The organism is Terriglobia bacterium (genome assembly GCA_020073085.1).
Lineage (GTDB): Bacteria > Acidobacteriota > Terriglobia > JAIQFV01 > JAIQFV01 > JAIQFV01.
The window spans coordinates 23,903-46,275 of record JAIQFV010000010.1 but is presented as its reverse complement, the minus strand read 5'-3'; the positions used below and the strand labels follow the sequence as shown (position 1 = coordinate 46,275).

The following is a 22,373-nucleotide window of genomic DNA, read 5'->3' as shown; positions in this document are numbered from 1 at the left end:
AAGAGGGCCGCCAAGGACGCTGAGGGTGGGCAAGCTTAAACCATAAGAGGTCTTTGCGCCCTTGGCGCCTCAGCGGTGAGGTTTGTGAATCGGATGACCGTCCACTCAATCGAAAGAGGGAATCCCTCGCTCCGGCACGCGCTGCACGCCAAGGAATACTTCACCCTTGCCTTTGGATCGATGGTCGGCGTGGGCTGGATGGTGGTCATCGATGATTGGCTGGCGCGCGGGGGAGCGGTGGGAGCGATGCTGGGCTTTCTGATCGGCGGCCTGGCGCTTGTTCCGATCGGATATGTGTACGGGCGACTCACGGAGCGGATGCCTGATGCGGGAAGCGAGATTGCTTACACGGGCGCCGTTTTTCCCCGTTGGGTGAGCTTTTCCACCGGCTGGGCGATGACCCTGGCCTACTTGATCGTGTGCCCGTACGAGGCGGTCGCGGTCGGGCGAGTGGCCTCTTATGTCTTCCCCTCGATGAATGCCATGGAGCTCTATCGCGTGGGAGGCTATCCCGTCTTCCTGCCCCATCTGCTCGCCGGTTTGGTTCTCACTGCAATGATCACCCTGGTGAATTACCGCGGAGTTCAAGTGAGCGCCGCGTTTCAGAATGTGACCACCTTCGGCCTGCTGGCGATTTTTGTCATCTTTTCGGTGCTGGGCTGGTCTCGGGGGAGCACCCACAATTTCATGCCGCCCTTCGCCGACAGCCGGGGGGTTACCGGCGGATTGCTTTCCACTTTGATGGTCCTTCAAATTGTTCCGTACTTCATGACCGGGTTTGAATCCGCACCCAAGGCCTCGGAGGAGGCGGCCGTCGATTTCAAGTCAAAGCACTTTGTGCGGGTCATCTTTCTCGCCCTCGGTGCAGGAATCGTCTTTTATGTTGGAGTCATTGCGGTCGTGTCCATGGTCCAACCCTGGATGAGCCTGACGAAGGAGCGGTTTGCGACGGCTGTGGCCTTTGAGCGAGCCTTCGGATCGCGCTTCCTGGTGCAATTGATCATGTTCGGTGTGTTGCTCTCCCTGCTCAAGGTCTTTAATGGAAACTTTCTGACCTCGACACGGCTGCTCTTCGCGATGGGTCGCCGGTCCCTGCTCGACGAGCAACTGAGCCGGGTGCATGAGCGGTTCCGCACCCCTGCCGTCTCCATCGTCTTTGTGGGCTGCCTGACGGCGATCGCCTCCTTCCTTGGACAAGCGGTCCTGGTTCCCATCTCCGAAGTGGGGTCGCTCACTTCGGCGGTAGGATGGTTTGCGACCTGCCTTGCCTTTCTCAAAGGGGCAGGCGGAGCGTCGTCCCATCGTGGGCGAATGATTGGGTACGCGGGGATGGTCGTGGCCGCGATGCTGATTCTCATGAAGGTGCTCCCCGCTATTCCCGGAAGCTTCCACCGTTACGAGTACGTGGTGCTGGCGGTGTGGATTGCGCTGGGTGTTCTGCTTTGGCGCCGGCGCACCGTCGCTTGAACCGCTGAGGCCCGGGCCTAATAGAAATCTCCCCGCGATATGCACCCACTCTCTGCATGTCTGTGGCACCCAGCTCATCTTTGGTCTCGGACACGATGGGAAAGATTGACTTGGGGTGCCGCACGCATGCGTTCTTTGCATGCATGCGCCGGCAAGGCTTACGGAGGCGTCAGGAGGGGTTGTTGGGGTGAGGAGGTTGACGATCCGTCGAATCAATCTGTTTGGCTGGGGTTGGCAGACATGCAGAAAGCGCCTGTCTGCGGCACCCGCGCATCCCGAGCGCCCAAGTTCTCCTTCGTTTGAATCTCACATCTACAGCTAAAATCATTGGCTTGAAATCCCCAGGTAGCGTATACTGGTTTTGATCGTCTCCCCCTGGGGGCGACGCTACCTTCATCGGATAATACTGTGGCCTGAGGGCTGACCGAACGCAGGCATGCATCGCCGGAGAATGACAATTGGTCTCCGACACACGGAATTCCGTTGTGCCGGGAGCCATCAATCACGAGGATTTAGACATCTGAATATGTCCTGAGTTTCGTTTTCCCTGGTATCGGCGTGCCTTCTGGGTTCGACTATTATCCAAGCCACCAGTACAACCCACGTAAGCGCTTCGATCCACTCATTCGAAGATAGCGATCCGTTGCGGAAGGGCCTGAATGATGAGGGATTCCGTGGCGTTGCGTTCCACAATTGAACCTAACTCAAGCAGTACGGCCCAAACCAATAAGGAGATCATTGTGAACATTTACGTGGGTAATTTATCTCGAGACGCCAGTGAGGAGGATATTCGGACTGCTTTCCAGTCCTTCGGACAGATCGAGGCGGTCAACATCATCCGGGACAAGTTCAGTGGCGAACCGAGGGGATTTGGTTTCGTGGAAATGCCTAATCAGGCTGAGGCCCAGGCTGCAATCACCGCTCTGAATGGCTCCGATCTGAAAGGCAGGGCACTGAGCGTGAATGAGGCCCGCCCGCGTCCGTCGTTTGAGCGGCGCCCGGGCGGGGGTGGAAGACCCGGGGGTGGAGGCGGATATGGTGGTGGCCGAGGCGGTGGAGGCGGTCGGGGCGGGAGACATGGTGGGGGTGGTGGCGGCGGCGGACACCGTTCCTGGTAACTCCTTCCAGCTTGTGAACCGTTGGGCCATAGCGGAATAGGTGTTGGCGAGGAAACCCTTCGCTGGGGGTCTGTCCTTTCGGCGATCGGCGCAACCCTGATCATCGTCGCGTCGATCGCCATCGCCTGCCCCTATCCGGACGCCTGCACTCGAGTGGGCCCTTATCTTTGGGCAGGGGGCCCCGGCGATCACCTGCTTGTTGTTTGTCGAGGTGTTTGTCGCGCTCATTCCTCTTCGCCGGGGAGAGAAGCGGTCCTTGTGGGCCTACTTGCTTTCCCTGCTCCACGACGGCATTCCTTTTCTCACCCTGGACGCCCTCCCTGCTCCCCGCGAAAATATTTTCGTCACGCTGATGCCTCCATCCTGGAGCCTGGGCTTTGGATTCATCGGGGGGATCCTGGCGGGAACGAGCATCTTTCGACCGGAACCAATTGAATAAAGGGCGAATCCGCCCCCTCCTCACCCCGCTGACCTCCCCCCTCCAGATCCAGATTGAGCGCACCCCTTCCTTCCGGCCCGGGACTCCGTCGGAAGACTCGCAAAAGGCCGCGTGCTGTCGGGATTCTTTCCTATATATCGTAATACGATATGATGGCTAAAAATAGTTGACTCCGCCCATGGACATTAATATACTTCCGTTTCTGTTCCAAAATGCTTAGAGGCAGGTTTTGTCAATTCTCGCGGGGTGTAAGGCCCGGCGAGTAACTCGCAATGTCCGAAGCGGAGTCCTGTCTTCCGACCGAGCGCGTCCCGGTCGCGGACAGGTGTTCCGCCGGGCAGCGAAGACGTCTTCATCCACACCCGTAGAATCCCGGCGATGGCGCAGATATTTCATCGCAGCACGAACATCCTGTCGAGGCTCACCATCTACGGGGCCGTTTTTATCCTTGCCGGCCTCGTTTGGGCGGCCTACATCATTTATAGTTCTCCTTATTTTACGGAAGTCAACGTCGCCCGCCAGCAACCCGTCCCTTTCAGCCATAAACACCATGTCAGCGGCCTGGGACTGGATTGCCGTTTTTGCCATACCTCGGTGGAGGAGTCCTCTTTTGCAGGAATCCCTCCCACTGAGACCTGTATGACTTGTCATTCCCAAATTTGGTCTGACAGCCCCATGCTCGAGCCCGTGCGGGCAAGTTACCGCAACAACACTTCGCTGGAATGGACACGGGTTTACCAGCTTCCCGGCTACGCCTACTTCAATCACAGCATCCATCTCAACAAAGGCATCGGCTGTTCCACCTGTCACGGACGCGTCGACCGCATGCCGCTCACCGCTCGAGAGAATCCGATGCAGATGCAATGGTGCCTCGATTGTCATCGCAACGTGGAGCGGTATGTCCGGCCCCGGGAGGATGTCTTCAAGATGGATTATGTGCCGCCCCGCGATCAACTCGCGTTGGGAGAGAAGCTGGTGAAGGAATACAAGATTCAAAAACTGACGGATTGCACGACATGTCATCGATAAACGAAAAGGGGATTTCCAGGCAGGCTCTTGACCCGGCTTCCATTCGGGCGCGTCTGGAGAAAACACGAGGCCGGGAGTACTGGCGAAGCCTGGACGAGCTTGCCGGGACCGAGGAATTTCTGGAGTTTCTCCGCAATGAATTTCCACGGCAATCCGGCTTGCTTGGGGAAGGCCTCGACCGTCGTCAGGCTTTGAAACTCATGGGGGCCTCGCTGGCGCTGGCGGGCCTGGCCGGTTGCGCCCACATGCCGACGGAAAAGATCCTGCCCTATGTCCGTCAACCGGAAGAGGTCGTGCCCGGCAAACCCCTGTTCTTTGCAACGGCCATGCCGTTCGGGGGATTCGGAAAGGGCTTGTTGGTCGAAAGTCACCTCGGGCGACCCACGAAAATCGAAGGGAATCCGCAGCACCCCGCCAGTCTGGGCGCGACCGATGCGTTTGCCCAGGCGTCCATCCTGACGCTCTACGATCCGGACCGGTCGCAAACGGTGTCCCGACTCGGGAATATTAACACCTGGGTCGAATTCGTCGGCGTTGTGAACGAGATCCGGGCCGAACAGCAAATCAGCAAGGGCGCCGGGCTGCGCATCCTCACCGAGACGTTGACCTCACCTACGCTTGCCTCCCAGCTCCAGGAATTGCTGGCCGAGTTTCCCCGCGCCCAATGGCACCAATACGAGCCCGTCGGGCGCGACAACCTGAAGGCCGGGGCACGGTTGGCCTTCGGTGAAATGGTGGAAACCGTGTACCGCTTCGACCAGGCCGATGTCATTCTTTCTCTGGAGTCCGACTTTCTTTTCGCAGGCCCCGGTTGCGTCCGCTATGCTCGGGACTTCACCAGACGCCGCCGTATGGAGGCGGAGCCGAGCGGGATGAACCGGTTGTACGTTGTCGAGAACGCCCCCTCCGTGACCGGCGCCATGGCGGACCATCGCCTTCGCATGCGGTCCACCGACATCGTAGGACTGGCCCGGTTCCTGGCAAAATCCCTGGGGATCGCCACCGGATTTGAAGGCCCGGGTTCTTTGAGCGTTGGCGAGGGCGTATGGATCAGCACCGCAGCCCGCGATCTTCAACGCCACCGCGGCTCATGTGTGGTGTTGGCGGGGGAGCCGCAGCCTCCAATCGTTCACGCCCTCTGCCATGCGATGAATGAGGCGTTGGGCAACGTCGGAAAGACCGTGGTGTATACGGATCCCGTGGAAGCCAATTCCATCGACCAGAGGCAATCCCTCGAGGCCCTGGTCTCTGATATGAAGTCCGGCCAGGTGGAGGCCCTCTTCATCCTGGGAGGGGATCCGGTGTTCAACGCTCCCGCGGATGTGCCTTTTGGCGATGCCCTTGGAAGGGTCAAACTGGCAGTCCATCTGGGGCTCTATGAAGACCAAACCTCACAACTGTGCCACTGGCACATCCCCGAAACACATTACCTGGAGGCATGGGGTGACGTTCGCACTTATGACGGAACGACCTCCATCATCCAGCCGCTCATCGCTCCGTTGTACGCGGGCAAGTCGGCCTATGAGGTGCTCGCCGCGCTGCAGGGCCGGTCCACAAGATCCGGCTACGAGATTGTGCAGGACTATTGGAAGAATCACGGTCAGAAGAATGCGGGTCTGAGTTCAAAGAGCTTTAAAGAATTCTGGGAGGTCGCGCTTTATAACGGCTTCATCGATGGGACCGCCCTGAATCCAAAATCGGTGAGCGTCAAGAAGGGAATTGCATCGTCCCCCTCTTCTCAGCCATCGCAAAGCACATCGGCGGCTGCGGCCCAAGCCGCGGCTCCCCGTCCTCTGGAGATTGTTTTTCGGCCCGACCCCACGATCTGGGATGGCCGATTTGTGAACAACGGCTGGTTACAGGAGCTGCCCAAGCCGATGAGCAAGCTGACCTGGGACAACGCGGTGTGGATCAGTTCCGCCACGGCGGACCGCCTCGGGATCCACAATGAAGAGGTGGTGAGCCTGCGTTTCGAAGGGCGCGAGGTGAAAGCCCCGGCGTGGATCATGCCGGGCCATGCGGATGAATCCCTCACGGTGCATTTCGGGTATGGCAGTCCGCTCGCCGGCCGCATCGGCGCCGGGACCGGCTTCAACGCCTACCCACTCCGGACCTCGGTCCATCCCTGGATCGGATCCGGCGTGGAAATCCAGAGGACCGGAGAGCAAGCCGCCCTGGCGGTGACCAACATTCATCACAGTATGGAAGGGAGAGATTTCGTTCGCGTCGCGAGTCTGGAAGAGTACCGGAAGAACCCCCACTTCGCGCAAGAGATGGATCCCGCTCCGCCGCCCGACTCGACGCTGTATCCCGAGATTAAAGACACCGGATATGCCTGGGGAATGGCCATTAATCTGAATAGCTGCATCGGGTGCAATGCCTGCGTCGTGGCCTGCCAGGCCGAAAACAATATCCCGGTGGTGGGGAAAGACCAGGTCCGCCGCAGCCGGGAGATGCAGTGGATCCGGATCGATCACTATTTCCATGGAGGCCCCGACGATCCCGAGATCTACCATGAGCCGGTGATGTGCATGCACTGCGAAAATGCCCCCTGCGAATTGGTGTGTCCGGTCGGAGCCACCAACCACAGCGCCGAAGGTCTGAACCAGATGATTTACAACCGGTGTGTCGGGACCCGCTATTGCTCCAACAATTGTCCCTACAAAGTGCGGCGGTTTAATTTCTATCAGTTTGGTGACTGGGAGACAGCCAGCCTCAAGCTGCAAAGGAATCCCAACGTGACGGTGCGCAGCCGCGGTGTCATGGAGAAGTGCAGCTACTGCGTCCAGCGGATTAATGCGGCCAAGATTGATGCCGAGAAAGAAAACCGCAAGGTCCGCGATGGGGAGGTGGTGACCGCTTGCCAGGCGACATGTCCCACCGAGGCCATCGTCTTTGGCGACATCAATGATCCGACGAGTCGCGTCTCGCGCCTCAAGGCACAAACGTTGAATTACGGCTTGTTGACGGAGTTGACCACGCATCCAAGGACGACCTATCTGGCGAAGATAAGAAATCCGAACCCCGAGATGGAAGAAAGCTGACCTGATGGCCACAGAGCCCTTGAAGGGATCACCCGAGCTCGTACCCGCGCCGCTGATCGGTCCCGGTTATAACTACGCTACCGTGACCGACAAGATCAGCTCCATTGTGCTGACCCAAAAGACCCCGCGGAGCTGGATCTTCGGCTTTGCGGTGGCCTTCTTTCTCCTGATGGTGCTGATGTTTGCCATCGGCCGATTGTTCCTGCTGGGGGTGGGAATTTGGGGGATCGAAATTCCGGTCGGCTGGGGATGGGCGATTGTCAACTTTGTCTGGTGGGTGGGAATCGCCCATGCCGGCACCCTGATCTCCGCCATCCTGCTTCTGATGCACCAGGAATGGCGGACTTCGATCAATCGCTTTGCCGAGGCGATGACCCTGTTCGCAGTGTCCTGCGCGGGGATGTTTCCGCTGCTCCATCTGGGCCGGCCCTGGATGTTTTACTGGCTGTTCCCCTATCCCAACACCATGAAGGTGTGGCCGCAGTTTCGCAGCCCGCTGGTCTGGGACGTTTTTGCGGTGTCCACCTATGCCACGGTTTCCCTGATGTTCTGGTACGTCGGACTGATTCCCGATCTTGCCACCATTCGCGACCGGTCGAAGCGGCGGGTGGGTCAGAAGATTTATGGGATTCTCGCCATGGGATGGCGGGGTTCGGCAGCCCACTGGAAGCGTTATGAGACGGCGTATTTACTGCTGGCGGGACTGGCTACCCCCCTGGTCGTGTCGGTGCACAGCGTGGTGAGTTTCGACTTTGCGGTGGGGATTGTTCCGGGATGGCATTCCACCATCTTTCCGCCCTATTTTGTGGCGGGGGCGATCTATTCCGGATTTGCCATGGTGCTGACCATCTCCATTCCGGTCCGTAAAGTTTATGGGCTTGAAGATTTCATTACCCAGCGCCATCTCGACAACATGGCCAAGATCCTCCTGGCCACCGGTTTGATCGTGGGTTACGGATATGTGATGGAAACGTTCATGGCGTTTTACAGCGGAAGCCCGTACGACAAGTTCATGATCATGTCCCGGATGACCGGACCCTACATGAAATTTTACTGGGCCCTGATTTTTTGCAACATGGTCGTCCCGCAGTTTCTGTGGTCCAACCGGGTGCGCTCCAGTATCAGCGGACTGTGGGTGATATCCATTCTGGTCAACATTGGGATGTGGCTGGAGCGCTATGTCATCGTGGTCGGCAGCCTGGCTCGGGATTACATGCCGACCATGTGGTATCGCTATTCCGGCACGGTGTGGGATGTCGCGACGTATGTCGGTTCAATCGGCCTGTTCCTGACCCTGCTGTTCCTGTTCCTCCGATATCTTCCGATGATTTCGATCTTTGAACTTCGCCAACTCGTGCCGCCGGAAAAGAAACCGGCCGCCCTGGGGGGAACGCAAGCCCGTGTCGAGGGATGACAAGGTATGAAAAGACATCCGCTGTATGGACTCATGGCAGAATTCGAGACCGCGGAGGCGCTGATTGCCGCCGCACACGCGACGCGGGAAGAAGGGTATCGCCGCATGGATGCTTACTCGCCCTTGCCCGTCGAAGGGTTGGCGGAAGCCATCGGGTTCCATGATCGCCGGCTTCCGGTCATCGTGCTGATTGGCGGGGTGGTCGGATGCCTCAGCGGCTATTACCTGCAATACTGGTGCTCTGCCATCTCCTATCCCTTGAATATCGGGGGCCGACCGTTGAACAGTTGGCCGTCGTTTATCCCGATTACATTTGAAATGACCGTTCTCGTGGCCGCTCTTTCCGCCGTACTGGGGATGTTGGCCCTCAATGGACTGCCGATGCCTTATCACCCGGTTTTCAACTCGCCGCGGTTTGCGCTGGCAACGCGGGACCGGTTCTTCCTGTGCATCGAAGCCCGCGATCCCAAGTTTGACACGGAGAAGACGAAGAACTTTCTCGCAGGCTTGCATGCCCGTGAGGTCACCGAGGTATCGCGATAAGACGATGAACGACCGCAGGACACAATTCATCTTGCTGGCAGCCGCGGCAATGGCGATGCTCCTCCTGGGGGCGTGTCGGACCGACATGCATGTTCAACCGAAATACAAATCGCTCGAACCCAGCACGTTCTTTGACGATGGACGCTCGGCCCGGCCGCTCGTTGAAGGAACAGTGGCGCGCGGGCATCTCCGCATCGATGAACATCTTTATAACGGAAAGGTGAATGGCGTGGATGCGGAGACCTTTCCATTCCCGGTGACCCGGGGCGTATTGGAGCGCGGACGGGAACGATTCAATATCTTCTGCTCTCCCTGCCACGACCGTACCGGCTCGGGCAATGGGATCATCCCCCAGCGCGGATTCCGTCATCCCCCGTCCTACCACATCGACCGGTTGAGAAAAGCGCCAGTTGGACACTTCTTCGATGTGATTACTAACGGTTTTGGAGCGATGTATAGCTTTGCCTCCCGAATCCCTCCGCGGGACCGGTGGGCGATTGTGGCTTACATCCGGGTCTTGCAGCTGAGCCAGAATGCGACCATGGCGGATGTCCCGCCCGAGTCGCGGGCGCAACTTCAACGGGAAGGGCCATGAATTCGGAGACATCCATTCAGCCGGGTCTGGAACGCGTCGGGCAGAGGGCGGCGATCGTGGGCGCCGTCGCCCTGTTGCTGTGCGGCATCGGGGCCTACTCGCGCCCCGACGAGTTCTATCAATCCTATCTCTTCGCGTTTGTCTTCTGGATGGGAATCTCCATTGGATGTGCCGAGGTCCTGATGTTGCATCATCTGGTCGGCGGGGACTGGGGCCTCGCCATCCGGCGTCTCCTCGAATCGGCGAGCCGGACCCTGTGGGTGATGCTCGTGTTATTCGTCCCGATCCTCTTGGGCTTAAGGCATCTTTACCTCTGGGCCCGACCGGACGAGGTGCTCCATTCGCCGGAGCTGCAGCAAAAGAGCTTCTATCTCAATGTCCCCTTTTTTCTGGTCCGGATGGCCGTCTATTTTATCGTCTGGCTTGTGTACAGCCATCTCCTGAACAAGTGGTCCACCGAGCAGGACCGGACCGGCGGGCCGTCCCTCATGAGACGGTTACAATCACTCAGCGGACCCGGAATTGTGATCTTTGGCCTTACGGTGACCTTCGCCTCCATTGACCTGGTCATGTCGCTCGAGCCGCAATGGTCGTCGACGATTTATGGAATGATGTTCATCGTAGGAGAGGTGCTTTCGGCCTTGTCGTTTGTGATTGTGGTTGCCATGATCCTCGCGGAGCACAAACCTTTCGCCGCGGTGACATCTCCCAAATCCTTCCACGATCTTGGAAACCTCCTGCTCACATTTGTTGTCCTGTGGGCCTACATTGCTGTAGCGCAATTGATCATCGTCTGGTCGGGCAACCTGCAGGATGAGATTCCATGGTATCTGCGCCGTACAGCGGGAGGGTGGGGCAACGTGGTGCTGATCCTGGCGGTCTTCCATTTTGCGGTGCCATTCCTGCTTCTGCTGTCCCGGGATGTGAAGCGGAAGGCCCGCGCACTCGGGGCGGTCGCTGGTGGAGTGCTGGTCATGCAGCTCATCGATACCTTCTGGCTGATCGAGCCGGCGCTCCGGCGAAAACAGTTCCATGTCTCATGGATGGATTTTGCCGCCGCGATCGGAGTGGGTGGACTTTGGATCGCATTTTTTTCCTGGCAATTGAAGAAACGTCCTTTGATACCCCTGCACGACCCGCGTGTGGAGAAGTTTTTGTTGCAGGAAGAGAGGGCCTGATCTGGACGAGATGAAACCAGGAACAGCTGTTATTAGGAAGCCATGAAACCAGGGGACCGTCTGGCGAAGGAGGGTTTCTTAAATCATTGCCATGGTTTTTGATTGGAAGTTTTGACTTCCTATATTCCGGGTTTCCTAATGATCGATTTTTTCGCCCTTGTCGGCACAAATTCTGTTGATTAGGCATTCAGCATGAAAGAAAAGCAACCCGCTCATCCGGAGACGCCTCTCGGGCACGAGATCACCGATGCCCATGCGCCCAGCATCATCAAGTTCGCCATCGGGCTGGCCCTGGTCATTCTGCTGTCTCTGTATGCGATGGCGCGGCTGGCGGATTTCTTCCAGGAACATCAAGCGCCGTTGGGACCTCAACCCTCTCCGCTTGTCAAATCGCGGCAGGTTCCCCCTTCGCCTCAACTTCAGGTGAGCCCAGGCGCCGATCTGAGGGAGTTCCGCGCTGCTGAGGATGCCAAGCTGGACGGCTATGGATGGGTGGACCGGCAGAACGGGATTGTTTGGATTCCAATTGACCGAGCCATGGACCTGGTCACGCAGCGCGGTCTTCCTGTTCGCGGAGAGACGAAAGATAAAGCCTTGGTGAAAGGTAAAAAATGAAGAAAGATCGGAACCAGCCAACGGAGGCAGGTTTGGAGATTCAAAGATCTCGGCCCGCCCGTTCAGCCTTGCGGCTCGTTGTGGCGCTTGGGGTCTCGATGATGGTGTTTACCATGCCGCTGAGGGCGCAGAACGGATTGCCACCGGCGCTTGAGGGTGTGGGCATCGACCAGCGGCTTGGTGCGCAGGTTCCGCTTGATCTTCCGTTCCGCGATGAAACGGGGAAAGTGGTTCGTCTGGGGGATTACTTTGAGGGGAAACCGGTCGTCCTGTCACTCGTCTATTACAGCTGTCCCATGCTATGCACGATGGTTCTGAATGGACTGCTCAACAGTTTGAGGGAGGTCAAGTTCGACATCGGCAATCAATTTGACGTGGTCACCGTCAGTTTCGACCCGCGCGACAAACCCGAAATCGCGGAGGCCAAGAAGAGGGTTTACACCGGTCTCTATGCCCGTCCCGGCGCCACGGCGGGTTGGCATTTTTTAACGGGGGACGAGGACTCCATCCGACAGCTGACCCAATCGGTGGGCTTCCGGTACACCTACGATTCCTCCACCGGCCAGTTCAATCACGCCACCGCTGTCATGGTGCTGACTCCCGACGGAAGAGTCTCCCGTTATTTTTACGGAGTGACGTATGTGCCCCGTGACCTGCGCCTGGGCCTCGTCGAAGCTTCGAACCACAAGATTGGATCCCCGGTTGACGCGGTCATGTTGTTTTGCTCGCAATACAACCCGGCAACAGGAAAATACGGGCTGGTGATTTCACGGGCCCTCCAGTTGGGAGGATTGATGACCGTGCTGGCAATGGGCGCGTTGGTGTTCATCCTATTTCGCAATGAGCGGCACCGACCTGCACCCGTGCCCAAATCATCGCCATGAGTTTTGGTAATTGGTTGGGAGATCCACAAAATGACCCGTTGTGGAATGGTTTGGTAGCCTCGCCACGGGTTTATGTGGCGGGGGCGTTTGTTCGCAGGATGCGCCCAATGAGCGGTTGTGGAATGGTTTGGTAGGCTCGCCACGGGTTTATGTGGCGGGGGCGTTTGTTCGCAGGATGCGCCCAATGAGTGGTTGTGGAATGGTTTGGTAGCCTCGCCACGGGTTTATGTGGCGGGGGCGTTTGTTCGCAGGATGCGCCCAATGAGCGGTTGTGGAATGTTTTGGTAGCCTCGCCGCGGGTTTAAGCGGCGGGGGCATTTGTTCGCAGGATGCGCCCAATGAGCGGTTGTGGAATGGTTTGGTAGCCTCGCCACGGGTTTATGTGGCGGGGGCGTTTGCTCGCAGGATGCAACGAATCACCGGTTGTGCACGCACCCATGGAAGAGCCCCCGCCGGCAAAGAATCCACCGCGGTGGAAGGCTACCAAATCTGACTTCTGGCCTCTGGCTTCGGTTCCCAGAGCGCCCGGATCTTCGACCAAGCTAGAGACCACGGCAAGTACCAACATTTTTGAGGACTTCGAACAGTGCCACCAGGAATTCCATTAGCGCCGCCACAAGCCTCCACCTTCGCCCCCAGTGTGGACCACCTCTTTCTGTTCCTCGTGGGAGTCACCGGTTCAGTGGCCATCCTGGTCTTTGTGTTGATCTTTGTTTTTGCCGTGAAATACCGCCGACGGTCTCCGGATGAAGTGCCGCCGAAAGTCCACGAGACGATGTTCCTCGAAGTCGCCTGGATTGGCATTCCATTCCTGCTGATGCTGGTGATGTTTGGATGGGGCGCTGAAATCTATTATGAGGAATTTCATCCACCCCCCGGCTCCCTGGAAATTTTTGTGGTCGGCAAGCAATGGATGTGGAAACTCCAGCATCCCGAAGGGAAGCGGGAGATCGACGAACTCCATGTCCCGGTCGGACGGCCCGTGAAGTTGACGATGACGTCCGAGGATGTAATCCACGATTTCTTCATCCCGGCGTTTCGAGTGAAGAAAGACGTGTTGCCGGGCCGTTACAGCAGCCTCTGGTTTGAAGCGACGAAAACGGGCACGTACCACTTTTTTTGCTCGCAGTATTGCGGGACCAACCACTCGGAGATGAAGGGATGGGTCGTCGTCATGAACCCGGCGGAGTACCAGCAGTGGCTGAGTGGCGGGGCCGGAGGGGAAACCATGGAGCAGGCCGGCGCCCGGCTCTTCCAGAAATTAGCCTGTACGAACTGCCATCATCCCGACAATTCCGGCCGAGCGCCAACACTCGTTGGCGTTTATGGCAGGCCTGTCAAACTGGCCGACGGTTCCACCACGATGGCCGACGATGCCTATATCCGCGAGTCGATCCTCCGGCCAGCGGCCCGGGTGGTCGCCGGATACCAGCCCATCATGCCGACCTTCCAGGGCCAGGTGAATGAAGAGGGCATCCTGCAGTTGATCGCTTACATCAAGTCGCTGAAGATCCCGGAATCGCCAGAAAGGATGAAGGCCGCCCCATGAGCACCTTGTCTGTGGAACAACCCGAACAGTCCCCCTCGCGCGTTCATTACCTGAATGTTCATTACGGGGTGAAATCGTGGCTGCTGACCACCGATCACAAACGCATCGCACTGCTCTATCTCGCTTCCATCACCCTGTTCTTTCTCGTCGGCGGAAGTGCTGCGGTTTTGATCCGGATGAACCTGCTGACGCCCACGGGGCTGCTGGTCGAGCCGGCCACTTACAACAAGCTGTTCAGCATTCACGGAATCGTCATGGTCTTTTTCTTTCTAATCCCATCGATTCCGGCGGTGCTGGGAAATTTTCTGGTGCCCCTCATGATCGGGGCCAGAGACCTCGCTTTCCCCCGGTTGAACCTTCTGAGCTGGTACGTTTACATCGTGGGCGGCCTGTTCACGTTGTACGCGGTCATCGCGGGCGGGGTGGACACCGGATGGACCTTTTACGCCCCTTACAGCAGCGTGTATTCCAATACCCACGTCATGGCCGCCGCCATGGGGGTTTTCATCACAGGGTTCTCTTCCATCCTGACGGGACTGAATTTCATTGTCACCATTCACAAAATGCGGGCCCCCGGCATGACCTGGTTCCGCCTGCCGCTCTTCATCTGGGCGATGTACGCCACCAGCGTCATCTTTATCCTGGGAACACCGGTGATCGGAATCACCCTTCTGCTGATTGCGCTGGAGAGGGTGGCCCATCTGGGAATCTTCAATCCCGCCCTGGGCGGCGATCCATTACTCTTTCAACACCTCTTCTGGTTCTACTCGCATCCTGCGGTCTACATCATGATCCTTCCGGCGATGGGGGTAGAGAGCGAGTTGATCACTTGCTTCTCCAAGAAGCGCATCTTCGGCTACAGCTTTGTGGCCATGTCGAGTCTGGCCATCGCGCTGCTCGGGTTTCTGGTGTGGGCTCATCATATGTTCGTCGCCGGCGTGTCGATGTATGCGGGGATGGTGTTCTCCATCCTGAGTTACCTGGTGGCCGTTCCTTCCTCCGTCAAGGTTTTCAACTGGACGGCGACGCTTTACAAGGGATCCATTTCCTATGAGGCGCCGATGTTGTACGGCATGGGATTCATCGGCCTGTTTTCCATGGGAGGTGTGACGGGCATGTTCCTGGCCTCGCTGGGAATGGATGTGCATGTTCATGACACCTATTTTGTGATCGCGCACTTTCATTACATCATGGTGGGCGGGGCGGTCATGGCCTATCTGGGCGGCATCCATTTCTGGTGGCCCAAGATCAGCGGGCGAATGTATCCCGAAGGATGGGCCCGGTTCTCGGCGCTCATCATCTTCCTGGGATTCAACCTGACCTTTTTTCCGCAATACATCCTCGGCTATCTCGGCATGCCGCGGCGCTATCCGGTTTATCCACCCGAGTTTCAGGTGTTAAACGTCATGTCCACGGCGGGGGCATCGATCCTGGGGGTGGGGTACTTGATCCCCCTGATCTACCTGATCTGGTCGATGCGTTATGGTCCGGTCGCGAGCTCCAACCCCTGGGGGGCAAAGGGCCTGGAATGGGAGACCGCTTCACCGCCGCCGACCGACAACTTCGAGGAGACACCGGTGGTCACCGGGGAAGCGTACGACTATCCGTCCCGGGAGGTGGAAGTTGCCTGACAGTCACGCCGTGGCGGCCCATCAATTTGACGATCTGGACCAACAGCGCGAGGCTGCAAGCCTGGGAATCTGGGTATTCATCGCCACCGAGATCATGTTCTTTGGGGGCCTGTTCACCGGCTACACCGTGTACCGGACTCAGTACTTTACTTCCTTTGTGGCGGGCAGCCATTTGCTCGACTTGAAGCTGGGTGCCGTCAACACAGCCGTGCTCATCTGCAGCAGCTTGACCATGGCGCTCGCCGTTTATGCCGCGCAAACCGGGAAGCGCAAACTTCTGGTCGCCTTCTTAATTTTTACAATGATCCTCGGATCGGTTTTCCTCGGGATCAAGTTTGTGGAGTATGCCACGAAGTACCACCATCACCTGATACCGGGCTACAATTTTGCGCCGGAGGGGGTCTATCCTCCGCAGATGCAGCTTTACTTTTGCTTCTATTTTGCGATGACGGCGCTGCACGCCCTCCACATGATCATCGGGCTGGGGCTCCTGACGGCACTGGTCATCCTGGCCGGTCGCGGACGGTTCACCCCCGACTCGCACAACCCGGTGGAAGCCATCGGGATCTACTGGCATTTTGTCGATATCATCTGGATCTTTCTTTTTCCGCTGCTCTACCTGGTGGGAGGCCGCTAGTGAAGCACCACGTCGTCCATCCCGGAATTTATTTTCTTGTCTTTTTCATTCTGCTGATATTGACCGGAGTGACCACCGCGGTAGGATTCTATGACCTCGGTCGATGGAACACCGTGGTGGCGCTGGCGATCGCCGTTTGCAAGGCCACGCTCGTCGTCTTGTTCTTCATGCATCTGCGTTACAGCAGCGCACTGCCAAGGCTTGTCATGTTGGGAGGGCTCTTCTGGCTCGCCCTCTTGATCGGATTGACGCTTGTTGACAACCTCACCCGCAGCTGGGATCCCAACCCTCGGGGATGGGAGACGACGTCGTCCGTCCAGCGGCCATGAAAGGCGAGACTGTGAAAGCCCTGTCAGGGACAACTGGCACAAAGTTAAACGATGTATTGCAGGAGAACTTGTTCGAAGGCCGCCTCGGCCTTGTCTTTTGCCAGCCCGCCGTCCCGCGCTTCCTGCGGGAGAGCAAGGCAGCGTCAGGATGAGCGAAGAATTAGATTAGGCCCGGAGGGTCGTCCGAGTGTAGCCCCACCTGAAGCCCTGCGCTCTTTGCGGGGCGAGGGTGGGGTTGCTTCCGATGCCGCATTCCGTCGCCCTGGAAAATTCGACAACGCGACCCTCCGGGCCTACGGCGATTCTTTCGCCCCGCAAGCGGGGCTCTTACCTTTTTCCTTATCCCTACCCCACCCTCGCTCCGCAAAAAACGCGGGGCGTCGGGTGGGGCTGCTTCCGATGCCGCATTCCGTCGCCCTGGAAAATTCGACAACGCGACCCTTCGGGCCTACGGCGATTCTTTCGCCCCGCAAGCGGGGCTCTGGTGATTTTTGATTCAGGTACCCCACCCTCGCTCCGCACAGAACGCGGAGCTCAGGTGGGGCTACATTCTGGCGGCCCTCCGGGCCTAACTTGACTCTATTTCCAATCTTCCTCCCGCTCGCTCCACATCTTCCTCCCGCTCGCTCCACACCTTCTTCCCGCTCGCTCCACACCTTACTCCACCGCATTCCACATCTTCCTCCACCTCACAAAATTCAATTTGTGAGTCGAGGCCTTACGCCATCTTGAACACGAATCCGGCGGTGGCCATGATGATCAGCAGCCACACCGGATTGACCTTGAACCGGATCAGCAGAACCAGCGACACCGCCGCAATGACACCGTCCACCCAGTTGTGGATCGCTTTCCGGCCCAATTGTAAGGCCGCCACAGCGATCAGGCCGACCACGGCGGGAATGACGCTTTCCAGAAATTCTCCGACTATCTTGGCATCCTTGAATCTTAAATAGACCCTCGAGATGATGTACATCAGCACCATGGCGGGCAAAAAGAGCGCCAGGGTGGCGATCGCGGCCCCCGCAATCCCGAACCTCCGGTAACCGACAAATGTGGAGATCATCGCGATCGGGCCCGGGGTCAGACTGCTGATGGCCACCCCGTCAATAAATTCTCCCTCCGTGAGCCATCTCAAATGGGTCACGATGTCGCGGTGCAGGATGGGAATCAACACAAACCCGCCCCCGAAGAAGACCAAACCCGTTTTCAGAAACACCCAGCCCAGCAGGATGAGCGGCAGACTGAGTGCCTTGAGACTCACCGACGCCGCGATTCTTGAAACAGCCGAAGGAAGTCTCATTGCGGCACCTGCTTTCTCAGGCGGTACCGCAGCAGCCCCAGGGCCCCGGCCGCAACCAGGATGATGACGGTGTTGACTCTCCAGTACGCAGCTGCAAATGCGACGAGAGCGATGACCACGAATGAGGGGTTCTTCAGCTTGGGCCTTCCCATCATGTAGGCGGCCCACAGAATCAAGGCAATGATGACCGGGCCGATCCCGACCAGGGCCGATTGCAGCTGGGGAATCTGATGGAAATGGAAGTAGAGGTAAGAGAGGCCCACGACAATCCAAAACGACGGGAACAGGAATCCAACGACCGCGGTGAGGGCGCCGGTGAGTCCCGCCAGGTGGTACCCCACGAAAAAAGCGGTGTTCACGGCATAAGGGCCGAGAATTTGCGCGAAAGCGACGCCGTGAAGGAATTCGTCTTCCGAGATCGAGTGGTGCTTCTCAACGCACTCGCGCTGGATCAACCCGAGGACCGCGGAACTGCCCCCGAATCCGATCAGCCCCAGATAAAAAAACCGTGCAAACAACCGGCCCAGCGAGATTTTCGGTTTCGGCGAGGACATGGAATGAGGATCGGAGGATGCAGGGTTCACTTCACCGTCTCACTGGAAGAAGGGCTGGTCCGGCCGGGGGTTTCATCGTGCCGGTCCGCAATCTCGTTGCAGAACAAGGCGACCGCTTCGTACTGCCGGGTCTCAAACTGCAAGGTGGGATGATCGATTTGAAACTCGTGGACCAGGATCTCGCGGATGGCGTGCGAAAGACGGTCCACTTCTTCGAGCGTCTGGTTCTTCACCAGAATGTGGGCGGAAAAGGCCACGCTGGCGGAGGATGAACTCCAGACGTGGATATGGTGCACTCCCTCCACTTCCGGCAGTTGCTCCAGCCGCGCCTTGATGTCATCCACCTTGATCCATCGCGGGGCCGCATTTAGAAGAATGTTCGTCGCTTCCTTCAGGATGCCCCACCCTCCCGAAACGATGAACACCACGATCAGAATCGATGCCAGGGAATCGGTGATTCCCCATCCCTTCACCATGACAAACACCCCGGCAATCATGGCTCCCAGGGAAGACAGCGCGTCCGAGACCAGATGCACGAAGGTGCTGCGCACATTCAGGTTTTCTTTTGCCGGCTCGCGCAGCAGCAGCGCCGCCGCCCCGTTGGCCAGCAATGCCACCAGGGCCACCCCGAACATCAGTCCGCCCCGGACCGGCGCCGGGCTCTGGAGCCGATGCCAGGCCTTGATGAAGATGACTCCGGCCACGGCGAAGAGGACGGCGACGTTGAGGACCGCCGCGAGAATTTCCACACGCTGGTACCCGAACGTCCGGCGGGAATCGGCCTCGCGCTGCGAAATCCGGTGCGCGGTCAGGCTGATGACGGCGGAAGAAAAATCCGTAAGGTTGTGGAAGGCATCGGTGATGAGAGCGAGGCTGTTGGCCACGATTCCGAAGGCCAACTCCGCCACGAAGATGACCAGGTTCAACAGAATCGTCAACAGGAGCCTGAAGCCCACATTGCCGTGATGTCGGTGAAGCAGGGACATAGATTTACAAACGACGTGCTCCGGACTGCAGAGGCGAAGAATACACCTTTTTTGGTTTGGAGTCTTGTTTCCGGCGGAATTCCAGCCTCCTCGGGAAAAGATTTAACCGCGGAGATCGCGAAGGACGCTGAGCTCGTGTGGGGTAAGCGAGGGGAAACGAGTCAGGTCCGGAGGACCGAAAGATTGTAGCCCCATCGGAGCTCCGTGCTTTTTACGGAGCGAGGGTGGGGTACGCGGGTCCGCCAAAAATCATACACGAGGCCCGGAGGGCCGGCAGAAAATGTGAGAATACAATCGCGGGACCTCGCTCACACCGGCAGCGTGAACGAAAAGCACGAGCCCTTCCCCAACTCGCTTTGGATGGAAAGCTTGCCGCCGTGGGCCTCCACGATGTGCTTGACGATGGCGAGGCCCAGCCCCGTCCCTCCCAGCTCCCGCGAACGCGCTTTGTCGACGCGATAAAACCGCTCGCCCAGCCGTGGGAGATCGAGCGAGGGAATCCCCATGCCATGGTCGGTGACCGAGAACCGGAGACCTCCCTCATCGGGGCGAATGGCCACTTCGATCTTTCCCCGGGGAAGCGAGAATTTCACAGCATTGTCGAGCAGGTTCAAGAGGACTTGGCGGATCGCATCAGGATCACACTCCACTGCCGGGTTCGATGGGTCGGGATCGAACCCGATCGAAATGGACTTCATTTGAATGGCGCTCCCGAGGTCCCCGATCGATTCGCGGACAATCTGGTTTGCATCGGCGCGCAATCGTTTGAACGGATACTTTCCCGATTCGATCGTCGAGAGCGTCAACAGATCGGCCGTGAGCTTGGCGAGCCGGACCGACTGTTGCCGGATCCTTTCGAGGAATTCGCCGCGCCGGTGCGGGTCGTCGACGGCCCCGTCAATCAGGGTCTCCGCATAGCCCTGGATGGAGGTGAGCGGGGTCCGCAGCTCGTGCGATACATTCGCCACAAAATCCTTCCGGACGCGATCCACCCGCTCAATCGCCGTCGTATCGTAAAACACCGCGATGAGCATCTCAATCGCGCCTCGGGCGTTCATCACCGGGGCCAGGGTGGCCTGGAAATATCGCTCCGGCGTGGAGTGCAACAGAAAACTCTTGGTCGCCGGGGCGCCGGTCGAGTACACGCTTTCAAAGAAGGCCTGGAGTTCCGGGTGGCGAAAAGCCTCATGCCGCGGAGTCCCCGGGGGAATGGGAGAAGCCCGGCCCAGCAGGTTCCCCATCGCCCGGTTGCTCAGGCTGACTTTCCGGCTCTGGTCCAGGACGAGGATTCCCTCCGACATGTTTTCGAGCACCATTTGCAGCTTGGTGCGTTCGGAATCCACCGATTCAAAGAGTTGTTGGAGTTGGTCGGCGGTGGAATTGAGCGATTGGGCCAGCGAACTCAGCTCGTCACTCCCTTCGACCGGCGCCCGGTTCTGAAAATCGCCGGTGGCGATCGATTCGGAAAATCGCGTCAACGTGTGGATCCGCGAGACCAGCGACCGGGAGAGAAAGTAGCCGATCACGGCCGCCAGCAGAAAAGCGATGAGCGAGGAGAGCCGGATGCGCTGGCGGATTTCGTGGATCTGGCGCTGCAAATCAGAGAGGGGATAGGCAAGACGGAGCGCCCCGAAAAGCCTTCCGTCCGCCTCAAGCGGAACGGCCACATAGAGGAAGTCAATATGGAGGGTGTGGCTGAACCGGATCGAGCGGCCTGCCCGTCCCGCCAGGGCCTCGATGAATTCCGGACGGGTGGCATGGTTTTCCATTTCCGCAGGATTGGCATTGGTGTCGGCCATGACCACGCCGTGCGGCTCGATCCAGGTGATCCGCGCGTCGGCCGGCAGATGCGCCTCGAGAAGCTTCTGTCGTATGTCCCCGATCGCACTCGACGGTGTGATGTCGAGCGCCAGCAGCCTCGCCTTTTGCTCCAGGTTGCGCGCGATCTCGTCAATCTCGCGCCGCTCCGTAAAGCGGGTCAGATAAAAATCCAGAACGGCGAGGAGGCTGAGGATGATCGCCAGGTAGGTGAGGAGAATCTTGGTAAACAGGTGGCGGCGCATGGAAGACAGGTGTCAGGGGTCGGGTGCCAGGTGTCAGAAAAAGTTGCCAGTTGCCAGAGACCCGTTGCCGGAAGAACAGTTGTCAGTTCTCAGTTGTAAGTGTCATGGAGATGGAAGTTAGAATTCGGCCGGCAGAAACCAGAATACAGTTTTAGAATGTTTCCTCCGATGCTTCCTCTACTCCAGGTTGTTTTATTTATTTGGGTTTTGGAATTCGTTTGGAATTTGGCGTTTGGACTTTGGAATTTATTTGGATTGTGGTGCTTGGACTTTGGAATATAAACTGTCCTAGCTTTCGGCTTCTCCGCTCTCAAACTTATACCCGAATCCCCTCACGGTTTTCAGATACGCTGGGTTTTCAGAGTCTCGTTCGATTTTTTCCCGAAGCCTTCGAATATGGACATCGACAGTGCGTGGGGTGACAAAGGCCTGCGTCCCCCAAACGGCATCGAGCAGTTGGTCGCGGCTGAACACCCGGTCGGGATGCGAAAGGAGGTACTCGAGCAGCTTGAATTCGGTGGCGCTCAGTTCCACCACCTCGCCCTCGACCCGGACAGCGCATTGGTCCCGGTTCAGGGCGATGCCCCCCTGCGTGACCACCGCCGGCTCCTGGGTCTTCTCGGCGCGCCGCAGGTGGGCCCGGACCCGCGCCACCAGTTCCCGCGGTGAGAAGGGTTTCGTAATGTAATCATCCGCGCCCAGTTCGAGGCCCAGCACCTTGTCAAATTCTTCGGCCCGCGCCGTAAGAAAGAGAACCGGAATGTCCTTTCCTGAGGGGTCCCGCCGGATCTCCTTGCACAGCTCGAAGCCGTCCGCGTCGGGCAGCATCACATCCAGCAGGATCAGATGGGGCTGAGTCTTCCGCAGGAGCGGCAGTATTCCACTGCCATGAGCCTGGAGGTGAACCTCGAAACCGTTCTTCTCGAGGTTGTACTTCACCAGCTCCGCGATGTCGTGATCGTCTTCAATGAGGAGGATGCGTCGGGCCATAAAAGCAG

Annotated in this window: 20 protein-coding genes; 15 read left to right on the top strand and 5 right to left on the bottom strand. The window is 58.3% G+C overall.

The annotated features are described in order from the left end of the window. Positions 1-93: 93 nt before the first annotated feature. The 15 genes from LAO21_11855 (at position 94) to LAO21_11785 (ending at position 16,472) form a co-directional block, all read left to right on the top strand. Entirely contained in the window at positions 94-1,467 is a 1,374-nt protein-coding gene (locus tag LAO21_11855) for an APC family permease (protein ID MBZ5553408.1), read from the top strand. Positions 1,468-2,126: 659 nt separating this feature from the next. Continuing rightward, positions 2,127-2,585: an RNA-binding protein gene (locus LAO21_11850; protein ID MBZ5553407.1), complete on the top strand. Its 459-nt coding sequence runs from the start codon at positions 2,127-2,129 to the stop codon at positions 2,583-2,585. Between the two features lie 196 nt (positions 2,586-2,781). Then, positions 2,782-3,024: a hypothetical protein gene (locus LAO21_11845; GenBank protein MBZ5553406.1), complete on the top strand. Its 243-nt coding sequence runs from the start codon at positions 2,782-2,784 to the stop codon at positions 3,022-3,024. A 378-nt stretch (positions 3,025-3,402) separates the two neighbouring features. Beyond that, on the top strand, positions 3,403-4,053 hold the full coding sequence (locus LAO21_11840; GenBank protein MBZ5553405.1) for a cytochrome c family protein: 651 nt from the start codon (positions 3,403-3,405) through the stop codon (positions 4,051-4,053). Beyond that, positions 4,041-7,097 carry a TAT-variant-translocated molybdopterin oxidoreductase gene (locus LAO21_11835; GenBank protein MBZ5553404.1) on the top strand — a complete coding sequence of 1,019 codons (3,057 nt, stop codon included), beginning with the start codon at positions 4,041-4,043 and terminating at the stop codon, positions 7,095-7,097. Before LAO21_11840 ends, LAO21_11835 begins: the two co-directional genes overlap by 13 nt. Before the next feature lie 4 nt (positions 7,098-7,101). Beyond that, a complete protein-coding gene (nrfD, locus tag LAO21_11830) occupies positions 7,102-8,511 on the top strand; it encodes a polysulfide reductase NrfD (GenBank protein MBZ5553403.1) in 1,410 nt (469 codons plus the stop codon). A 33-nt stretch (positions 8,512-8,544) separates the two neighbouring features. Beyond that, positions 8,545-9,054, top strand: a complete 510-nt coding sequence (locus LAO21_11825) for a DUF3341 domain-containing protein (GenBank protein ID MBZ5553402.1) — start codon at positions 8,545-8,547, stop codon at positions 9,052-9,054. Between the two features lie 4 nt (positions 9,055-9,058). Beyond that, positions 9,059-9,649, top strand: coding sequence for a cytochrome c (locus LAO21_11820; protein ID MBZ5553401.1), 591 nt, complete (start codon positions 9,059-9,061; stop codon positions 9,647-9,649). Then, the gene (locus tag LAO21_11815) at positions 9,646-10,827 is read left to right on the top strand and encodes a hypothetical protein (GenBank protein MBZ5553400.1); all 1,182 of its coding nucleotides are present in this window, start codon (positions 9,646-9,648) and stop codon (positions 10,825-10,827) included. Before LAO21_11820 ends, LAO21_11815 begins: the two co-directional genes overlap by 4 nt. A gap of 192 nt (positions 10,828-11,019) precedes the next feature. Beyond that, positions 11,020-11,442 carry a hypothetical protein gene (locus LAO21_11810; protein ID MBZ5553399.1) on the top strand — a complete coding sequence of 141 codons (423 nt, stop codon included), beginning with the start codon at positions 11,020-11,022 and terminating at the stop codon, positions 11,440-11,442. After that, positions 11,439-12,326 (top strand): SCO family protein, encoded by an 888-nt coding sequence (locus LAO21_11805; GenBank protein ID MBZ5553398.1) that lies wholly within the window; start codon positions 11,439-11,441, stop codon positions 12,324-12,326. Before LAO21_11810 ends, LAO21_11805 begins: the two co-directional genes overlap by 4 nt. 598 nt (positions 12,327-12,924) lie before the next feature. Next, positions 12,925-13,875, top strand: a complete 951-nt coding sequence (coxB, locus tag LAO21_11800) for a cytochrome c oxidase subunit II (GenBank protein MBZ5553397.1) — start codon at positions 12,925-12,927, stop codon at positions 13,873-13,875. Continuing rightward, positions 13,872-15,506, top strand: a complete 1,635-nt coding sequence (gene ctaD / locus LAO21_11795) for a cytochrome c oxidase subunit I (GenBank protein MBZ5553396.1) — start codon at positions 13,872-13,874, stop codon at positions 15,504-15,506. The genes coxB and ctaD overlap by 4 nt, the downstream gene beginning before the upstream one ends. A 10-nt stretch (positions 15,507-15,516) precedes the next feature. Then, positions 15,517-16,143 (top strand): cytochrome c oxidase subunit 3 family protein, encoded by a 627-nt coding sequence (locus LAO21_11790; protein ID MBZ5553395.1) that lies wholly within the window; start codon positions 15,517-15,519, stop codon positions 16,141-16,143. Continuing rightward, positions 16,143-16,472, top strand: coding sequence for a cytochrome C oxidase subunit IV family protein (locus tag LAO21_11785; protein MBZ5553394.1), 330 nt, complete (start codon positions 16,143-16,145; stop codon positions 16,470-16,472). Before LAO21_11790 ends, LAO21_11785 begins: the two co-directional genes overlap by 1 nt. 718 nt (positions 16,473-17,190) lie before the next feature. On the opposite strand, the gene LAO21_11780 is transcribed toward LAO21_11785, so the two are convergent. The 5 genes from LAO21_11780 to LAO21_11760 form a co-directional block, all read right to left on the bottom strand. After that, positions 17,191-17,772 carry a chromate transporter gene (locus LAO21_11780; protein ID MBZ5553393.1) on the bottom strand — a complete coding sequence of 194 codons (582 nt, stop codon included), beginning with the start codon at positions 17,770-17,772 and terminating at the stop codon, positions 17,191-17,193. Further along, positions 17,769-18,326 carry a chromate transporter gene (locus LAO21_11775; protein ID MBZ5553392.1) on the bottom strand — a complete coding sequence of 186 codons (558 nt, stop codon included), beginning with the start codon at positions 18,324-18,326 and terminating at the stop codon, positions 17,769-17,771. The genes LAO21_11780 and LAO21_11775 overlap by 4 nt, the downstream gene beginning before the upstream one ends. Positions 18,327-18,352: 26 nt before the next feature. Beyond that, entirely contained in the window at positions 18,353-19,312 is a 960-nt protein-coding gene (locus LAO21_11770) for a cation diffusion facilitator family transporter (protein MBZ5553391.1), read from the bottom strand. A gap of 308 nt (positions 19,313-19,620) precedes the next feature. After that, complete coding sequence (locus LAO21_11765) at positions 19,621-21,375, bottom strand: cell wall metabolism sensor histidine kinase WalK (GenBank protein ID MBZ5553390.1); 1,755 nt, start codon at positions 21,373-21,375, stop codon at positions 19,621-19,623. A 288-nt stretch (positions 21,376-21,663) separates the two neighbouring features. Continuing rightward, a complete protein-coding gene (locus LAO21_11760) occupies positions 21,664-22,365 on the bottom strand; it encodes a response regulator transcription factor (protein MBZ5553389.1) in 702 nt (233 codons plus the stop codon). Between the last annotated feature and the right edge of the window lie 8 nt (positions 22,366-22,373).

Bases quoted from the DNA above. Each gene is read 5' to 3' on its own strand.
- LAO21_11855 (MBZ5553408.1), top strand. From the start codon at position 94: ATGACCGTCCACTCAATCGAAAGAGGGAATCCCTCGCTCCGGCACGCG.
- ctaD (MBZ5553396.1), top strand. From the start codon at position 13,872: ATGAGCACCTTGTCTGTGGAACAACCCGAACAGTCCCCCTCGCGCGTT.
- LAO21_11805 (MBZ5553398.1), top strand. From the start codon at position 11,439: ATGAAGAAAGATCGGAACCAGCCAACGGAGGCAGGTTTGGAGATTCAA.
- LAO21_11775 (MBZ5553392.1), bottom strand. From the start codon at position 18,326: ATGTCCTCGCCGAAACCGAAAATCTCGCTGGGCCGGTTGTTTGCACGG.
- LAO21_11810 (MBZ5553399.1), top strand. From the start codon at position 11,020: ATGAAAGAAAAGCAACCCGCTCATCCGGAGACGCCTCTCGGGCACGAG.
- nrfD (MBZ5553403.1), top strand. From the start codon at position 7,102: ATGGCCACAGAGCCCTTGAAGGGATCACCCGAGCTCGTACCCGCGCCG.
- LAO21_11820 (MBZ5553401.1), top strand. From the start codon at position 9,059: ATGAACGACCGCAGGACACAATTCATCTTGCTGGCAGCCGCGGCAATG.
- LAO21_11835 (MBZ5553404.1), top strand. From the start codon at position 4,041: ATGTCATCGATAAACGAAAAGGGGATTTCCAGGCAGGCTCTTGACCCG.
- LAO21_11840 (MBZ5553405.1), top strand. From the start codon at position 3,403: ATGGCGCAGATATTTCATCGCAGCACGAACATCCTGTCGAGGCTCACC.
- LAO21_11770 (MBZ5553391.1), bottom strand. From the start codon at position 19,312: ATGTCCCTGCTTCACCGACATCACGGCAATGTGGGCTTCAGGCTCCTG.
- LAO21_11780 (MBZ5553393.1), bottom strand. From the start codon at position 17,772: ATGAGACTTCCTTCGGCTGTTTCAAGAATCGCGGCGTCGGTGAGTCTC.
- LAO21_11765 (MBZ5553390.1), bottom strand. From the start codon at position 21,375: ATGCGCCGCCACCTGTTTACCAAGATTCTCCTCACCTACCTGGCGATC.
- LAO21_11760 (MBZ5553389.1), bottom strand. From the start codon at position 22,365: ATGGCCCGACGCATCCTCCTCATTGAAGACGATCACGACATCGCGGAG.
- LAO21_11850 (MBZ5553407.1), top strand. From the start codon at position 2,127: ATGATGAGGGATTCCGTGGCGTTGCGTTCCACAATTGAACCTAACTCA.
- LAO21_11815 (MBZ5553400.1), top strand. From the start codon at position 9,646: ATGAATTCGGAGACATCCATTCAGCCGGGTCTGGAACGCGTCGGGCAG.
- LAO21_11825 (MBZ5553402.1), top strand. From the start codon at position 8,545: ATGGCAGAATTCGAGACCGCGGAGGCGCTGATTGCCGCCGCACACGCG.